Raw genomic sequence first — 6,000 nt, 5'->3', positions numbered from 1 at the left:
CGGGACGGACTATCGACGCCGGAGCGAAAGCCGCCAGTTCCGGGACGCGTCCCGGAACTGGCGGCAGCAGCGACAACTAGGGAATTTTCGATGCCCACAATCAGGGAATATTCATTGCCCGATGACAAGGCGCGCAGGACGAAACCGTTCCTGCAGACCAGCGCATTAAGGCTCTTGGTGGCCTAGCCTTTGCCGACATGAAAGCCAACTCGGATCGAGCGGCCGTGTGGCTCGATCAGATGGACGCGCTAATCACCGCATACAATCTTGGGGCGGAAGAACGGCTTCGTGTGGGCATGAAGCGCATGAACATCCTGGCGAAAAAGTGGAGATCGCCGAGGTGCAGCGCGCTTGATAGGAGGCCTCGCACTAATCGTCGAAGGATTGCCTGCCGCTCATCGACGCATTTTTTCATACAATGTCGCTTGTGCGGAGCGCGCGCTTGGAGATGCCGCGGCGGCCACACGCGTCCAGCCTCTGATCGAAGAATACTATGGTCTCATCGGGCTAACGCCGGCATTGGTCATGGGAAACAACGCGGCGGACCTTGCCCGAATGCTGAAGAAGGCGACGGAGGTCGAGGACAAAGCATCTTGCTGACTCCCTCGATCTCTTCGCCAAAGCTATGGATGCGCAAGGCAAAGTTTCGCCTTTACTCCGCATTCACGCTTTGAAGTTCTACGATCTGGCACATGCGCCGGACTCTTTCTTCCGTGTTGGCCAGGACCTCGTAGACCAATTTGTCCGCCGACGTGATTTCGATGGCGCGCTCCATGATCGAATCCATTGTTTGCCGCAACTCCTGGAAGTTGGCGGATTACCTCATCTCGGTTCGCTCGCAATCCGCCGTGGTGCTGGCGTATTGCGGCCGATTTGATGAGGCAGAGAAAGAGATGGCTCGGCTCAAGCCCTACGAAACCGGGCTTGGGCACTTTGGCACAAAGGAACTGGCCGATCAACGTGAATTGATCAGGAATCTTCGTGTGTTAGGTCCGCCCCCCAAGTGGGTCCCTCCGCCGGGTTCCTTAGAATACATCGCAGCACGACTGGAAGGGAACCGCCGGATCCCTTCTAGACAAGCTCCTGTCTCGTTGCAGAAGACCGGGCGAAACGAACGATGCCCATGCGGATCAGGCAAAAAGTACAAGCGGTGCCACGGGCAACTCAGCTAACGGGTCAATGCCGCCGGCCATGGAGACAGGCGTTTCAGGCAGAGCAATGGCAAAGCGGGTGATCCACCGAGCAAGCCAATAAAGACGAGGGCAAAGGCAATCGCGACGCGCAGCAGGCGAACGTTCGGCGGGATTCTCCGGACGCCGCGCGATCCTGCTCCCTCCAACCTGCGGAACGCAAGGGCTCGCCGTTGCGAGAAGGTGAGTTGCAAACTTCTAGGACCAAGTTTTCAACCCGAAGTTCAGTTCACGGCTCCGGCCGATCCGCGGCACGCTGAAGGTTGCCACAGGAAGTAGCTGAGAGACGGTCATGCCATACCCGAGGTGCGCCTGGATAAGGAAGGCGTGAGTAGCCGAACTGTCGAACAGCTGGGGCGATCGACACACCGACACACCCGCCCCGTGGACGTTTGTTCGGGTGGCAGGTCTCCTGGCTAGTCTAAGGCTAGGGCATGGCTCCGCCCATCTCCGTGGCCGTTCGCCTCAGTGCCACCAGTGGGCGCTCGCCAGACAACCGCAGCAGTCCGCTCGTTCAGCGCTAATACCCGTATATCCTTTCTTGTGAAGCTTTTTTGCAAATATTTAATACGATGGTAATAGAGTACATTGAAACGACATGGCGGCAACATAGGAAGTCATTTTCATTTGAGAATGTTAACAGTAAATATCACCATCCTGGATACTTAGATGTTATGTTTAGACGCAGGAATGAATGACGATGTTAATTATCGTTAGAGGATCAAAAGCGGCTTCGGCGAGAGCTCTCCCCTGCGATACCTAAGCCAACCCAACTATGGTGTATACTGCTGAGCTACAGTCCTACCGCTGCGGCTTTAGCTCCTCCTACTTGGCGCTCGACCGTCGGGGTGCTCCCACCAGTAACAGTTAGATCCCCGGCTGACGGGCTATCATCAATAGAAGGGCATACTTAGATCCAGATGGCCGCCAAATCGGTGCCGAAGCTCCCTATACCTACTGCGCCGACGCCATTTGAGCGTGGCCGGCTCCGTCAAAAGTCAGAAGCATAGGAAAGACCATGGCCAAAGTAGCAATCGTGACCGGCTCGGCGACGGGTATGGGAGCTACTTGTGCCATCGACCTCGCGGCGCGGGGTTGGAATATTACGATCAATTATAGTCGAAGCAAGAAGGAGGCCGAGGAGACTTATGCCAAAGTCACAGCGCAAGGTGTTGAAGCCATCGTTGTGCAGGCGGACGTGGGGCAGGATGCAGATTGCCGCAGGCTGGCCGCCGAGACCCTGTGCGAATGGGGGCACATCGACGGCCTTATCAATAACGCTGCCATCACAAAGTTTCAAAAAGCCGGCGACCTTGAGGACGTCACACCGGAGGATTTCAACCAAATATTCCGCGTGAACACCACAGGCGCGTTCATGATGAGTCGTGCTGTGTTTCCGGCTATGAGAAAAAAATGGGAGGAAAGCAAAGAACGCGGCGCGATTGTGAATGTGTCGAGCAATGCCAGCTTTATCGGGAACGGCAGCTCCCTGCCATATATGCTCTCTAAGGGCGCCCTAAATACTCTTACCCTGATCCTGGCACGTTGGCTCAGCCCGGCCGTTCGGGTGAATGCCATTTGCCCCGGGTTTATCCAGACCCGTTGGATGCTGAATGGCGTGGGCGAAGTTGAATACGACAAGATGAAAGAAAACGAGGAACAGCAAACGCCTCTACGCCAGGCAGGCACACCGGAACAGATGTCCGAGGCTGCGCTGTTCTTCCTGACGGAAGCGTCAAATATCACCGGTCAGAACATTGTTGTGGATGCCGGCAGCCATCTTGGACTGCTGTCGAAGCCTTGGAGCTAAACGTGGACCAGCATGCGGCGCGAAGGCCCAGCCACCAAACCTCCGACTGTTAAGAACCAGGGTGGGATCTTTTCCAGCCATGGTCGTCATTCGTGCTCACGAAGCCTTGGGGCTCAGTTTAGTTTCCCTAACGATTCTGCAGAACGTTACGCGAAAATCTTTCATGTCGGTAGAAAGAAATTGTAACACACGTAAAATTACAAAACGTATCTTAACCTTAACTGACTTGCCTGTCACCCGAGTCGATTGTATTCCAATCGACGACATAGCCAAAGTATAAAGGCGCCAATTTGAACAATGGATTGAAAATCCCGTGTGTACTGTCCAAGCGAGGAGGCCGGGTGCACGCCACTTCTCTCCAGAACCAAATTGGATTCACAGGCGGCCAAATGACAACTGTAACGCACAGGCATGACTCACACGCGGAGCAACTATCATGAACACTCTCGATCAGAACACCACATGGGAGCAAGCGGCACGAAAGCGCATCAAGGATTCCCATGCCTTCGACGGCGATATCGGTCGCTTGGCGGATTTCTATCGCGGATGGGCCAGTGCCTACGAACTGGATGTCAGCCGCGACGAATACTGCGGGCCGATGATCGTGGCCGAACTGACGGGCGCCGTGCAGACAGCCTATTTGGCCAAAGAGCGAGCACTCATTTCAATTCTGGACGCTGGCTGCGGAACGGGCCTGCTCGGAGTCCAGATGGAACGACTCGGCTTTAGGCTGATCGAAGGCCTCGATCTCTGCGAGGAGATGGCCGAAAGGGCCCGGCAAACCCGTGTCTACCGCCATGTCCGAGGCGGTGTCGATCTAAACGGACCGCTCGCCCAATATCCGAGTGCGAGCTATGATATCACGGTCTGCTGCGGCGTTTTGACCCTCGGGCATGTCCGACCGGAAGCACTGCGCGAACTGGCCCGCGTCACGCGCCCGAAGGGATTTATCGTTGCAAGCACCCGCAAGAGCTATGCCGAGACCGCATGCTTCGAAGAGGAGGTGCTGCGTTTGGAGGATGCGGGCATACTAGTGCCGACACAGCGACTAAAGGACGGCAGATACGTCGCGGAGGAGGGCGCGGACTATTGGGTTTTTCAGGTGGGCGAGGACGCGAGTGCATCAACGAAGGCGCGGCCATGATAACGCCACGGCAAAACTCGCACGAAACGCGGCAACTGGTCCAGGCGCCGCGAAAGCGCGAGCCCGGCCTGTGCCAAGGGGCACTTGAGCACCGCATAGCGAGGTATGCACGCCGTCCAGTCGTCAAACAGCCGATCCAACAAAGAAAATGCGCCAATCGTTGCGCCGACTCCCATGGCCAAACAAAAGGGGTACTCATGTCTAACGATCTCGTTGCCAAACTGGACGATAAGCTGCGCGCGAAACGCGAAAGCTTTGACAAAATCCCAGTCGTTGACATCGCGGCCCTTCTCGATCGCAGCAATGAGCATAAGGTGGCGAAGGAGATACGTTGGGCCTTGTCGAATGCTGGGTTCATGTATGTGAAGAACCACGGTATTCCGCAGGATTTTGTGGATTCGGTGTTCGACGTGAGCCGTCGATTTTTTGATCTGCCGATGTCGCAGAAGATGGAATTGCATGTGAGCAAATCGGATGTAGCCCTCCGCGGCTATATCGAGCCGTTTGGTGAGAACACCGATCCTGGCAAAACGAAAGACCTGAAGGAGTGCTTTGACTTCGGACCTGAACGTTCGACGCTGGAAGGTCCGTTCTTTGGCCCCAACCAGTGGCCATCAAGCCTGCCCGAGCTTCGGGAACTGACATACGGATACCACCAAAAGATGGTGGACCTCGCAAAAAAACTCTTGCGCGGCATTGCGCTCAGTCTGGACCTGTCGGAGAGCTATTTCGAACGCCTTATGCGAAACCCGATCAGCATTCAGCGGCTGCTTCATTATCCGCCGCAGAGCGGCTATATTGGCGAAGAGATCATCGGTATTGGCGCCCACACGGATTACGGCAATCTGACCATCTTGGCGCAAGACGACGTGGGTGGTCTTCAGGTCATGAACCGGCATGGCGATTGGGTCGAGGGCATCCCGATCCACGGCACATTCGTAATCAACATTGGCGATCTGCTTCAGCGGCTCACAAACGACGTCTACCTAGCGAACATGCACCGCGTGGTGAATAGCTCGGGCCGCGAGCGATACTCGCTCCCCTACTTTATCGACGCCGATTTCGATGCGATCATCGAGCCATTGCCCTCATGTGTCACCGACAGCAACCCGCCTCGCTACAAGCCGGTGACTTGCGGCGAGCACAAATTCGGGCGTTTCGCAGCAAGCTATGCCCACTTGGCCAAGGCGTAAGGAGAGCGGACAGCCAAATTGCCCGGCTGGCTGGGCAGCCGACTTAAGGCCAGACTGGCGGAGCTTGGCTAAACACTAAGTACGCCACTAAGAAATGAAGATCATTTTCTACCCGATCAAAGTGAACCACGACCGAGAAGTTCACTAGAATGCGGCGATCGCGCCTGCCGCGTGCTCCATACCGTGTGGGTCGGGCGGCTTTGTCGAGCCGAACCTGTGGCGACAATTCTATTTGAAGAACTCCCCGGCATTAGCGATTGACCGGGGTTGCGCGCTTGGACCGCAAAGCATCGATCTAGTCCTCTCCAGGCTTGGCGCGCCAAGTCGAAGCCTGTGCCGCGGTGTTCGCTACCATCCCAAGCGTCTTACATGACGATCGCACCACCGGACCGATCCTAAGGGGCGCCAAGGCCAATAACGGCCGCTGCCAAGCCTCGTATCCGAACGTCTCGCTGGCGTGGCACCCCCGCTTCGGCACGGACCGATGGCAGCCATAGCCCTCGAGCGACGTGGCTTTTTAAGACTCCTCACACCGCGGAATTCCGCGCCGTCAGTGTGACGGCCAACGCATGTTCATCCAAAAAAACCTGTGTCTGGGGCTGGACAAGAATGTCGGAAATTTAACGCAGGTGCGGCCAGCGGGATCGGGGAAGTGGTGCAACT

5 protein-coding genes are annotated in these 6,000 nt (G+C 56.3%); 4 read left to right on the top strand and 1 reads right to left on the bottom strand.

Features of this window, described 5'->3' with window-relative positions; all coding sequences use genetic code 11:
- On the top strand, positions 1-186 hold a 186-nt coding region (locus tag EOA85_RS38030; protein ID WP_206523231.1), incomplete at its 5' end, for a hypothetical protein.
- 466 nt (positions 187-652) lie between these two features.
- Here EOA85_RS38030 and EOA85_RS39770 read toward each other — a convergent pair.
- Positions 653-787: a hypothetical protein gene (locus EOA85_RS39770; protein ID WP_281033696.1), complete on the bottom strand. Its 135-nt coding sequence runs from the start codon at positions 785-787 to the stop codon at positions 653-655.
- A 1,421-nt stretch (positions 788-2,208) separates the two neighbouring features.
- On the opposite strand from EOA85_RS39770, the gene EOA85_RS03085 reads away from it, so the two are divergent.
- From EOA85_RS03085 to EOA85_RS03075, 3 genes are all read left to right on the top strand, one after another.
- A complete protein-coding gene (locus EOA85_RS03085; protein ID WP_127208330.1) occupies positions 2,209-3,000 on the top strand; it encodes an SDR family oxidoreductase in 792 nt (263 codons plus the stop codon).
- A 436-nt stretch (positions 3,001-3,436) separates the two neighbouring features.
- Positions 3,437-4,144 (top strand): class I SAM-dependent methyltransferase, encoded by a 708-nt coding sequence (locus tag EOA85_RS03080; protein ID WP_127208329.1) that lies wholly within the window; start codon positions 3,437-3,439, stop codon positions 4,142-4,144.
- A 197-nt stretch (positions 4,145-4,341) separates the two neighbouring features.
- Complete coding sequence (locus tag EOA85_RS03075; protein WP_127208328.1) at positions 4,342-5,337, top strand: 2-oxoglutarate and iron-dependent oxygenase domain-containing protein; 996 nt, start codon at positions 4,342-4,344, stop codon at positions 5,335-5,337.
- Positions 5,338-6,000 lie beyond the last annotated feature (663 nt).

This window comes from Mesorhizobium sp. M5C.F.Ca.IN.020.29.1.1 (assembly GCF_003997375.1).
In the GTDB taxonomy this organism is placed as follows: Bacteria; Pseudomonadota; Alphaproteobacteria; order Rhizobiales; family Rhizobiaceae; genus Mesorhizobium; species Mesorhizobium wenxiniae.
The sequence above is the reverse complement of the archived record's forward strand: the minus strand, read 5'-3'. Positions and strand labels throughout refer to the sequence as shown.

Excerpts from the sequence above, each read along its gene's own strand:
- EOA85_RS39770 (WP_281033696.1), bottom strand. The coding sequence starts at position 787 with ATGGATTCGATCATGGAGCGCGCCATCGAAATCACGTCGGCGGACAAA.
- EOA85_RS03080 (WP_127208329.1), top strand. The coding sequence starts at position 3,437 with ATGAACACTCTCGATCAGAACACCACATGGGAGCAAGCGGCACGAAAG.
- EOA85_RS03085 (WP_127208330.1), top strand. The coding sequence starts at position 2,209 with ATGGCCAAAGTAGCAATCGTGACCGGCTCGGCGACGGGTATGGGAGCT.
- EOA85_RS03075 (WP_127208328.1), top strand. The coding sequence starts at position 4,342 with ATGTCTAACGATCTCGTTGCCAAACTGGACGATAAGCTGCGCGCGAAA.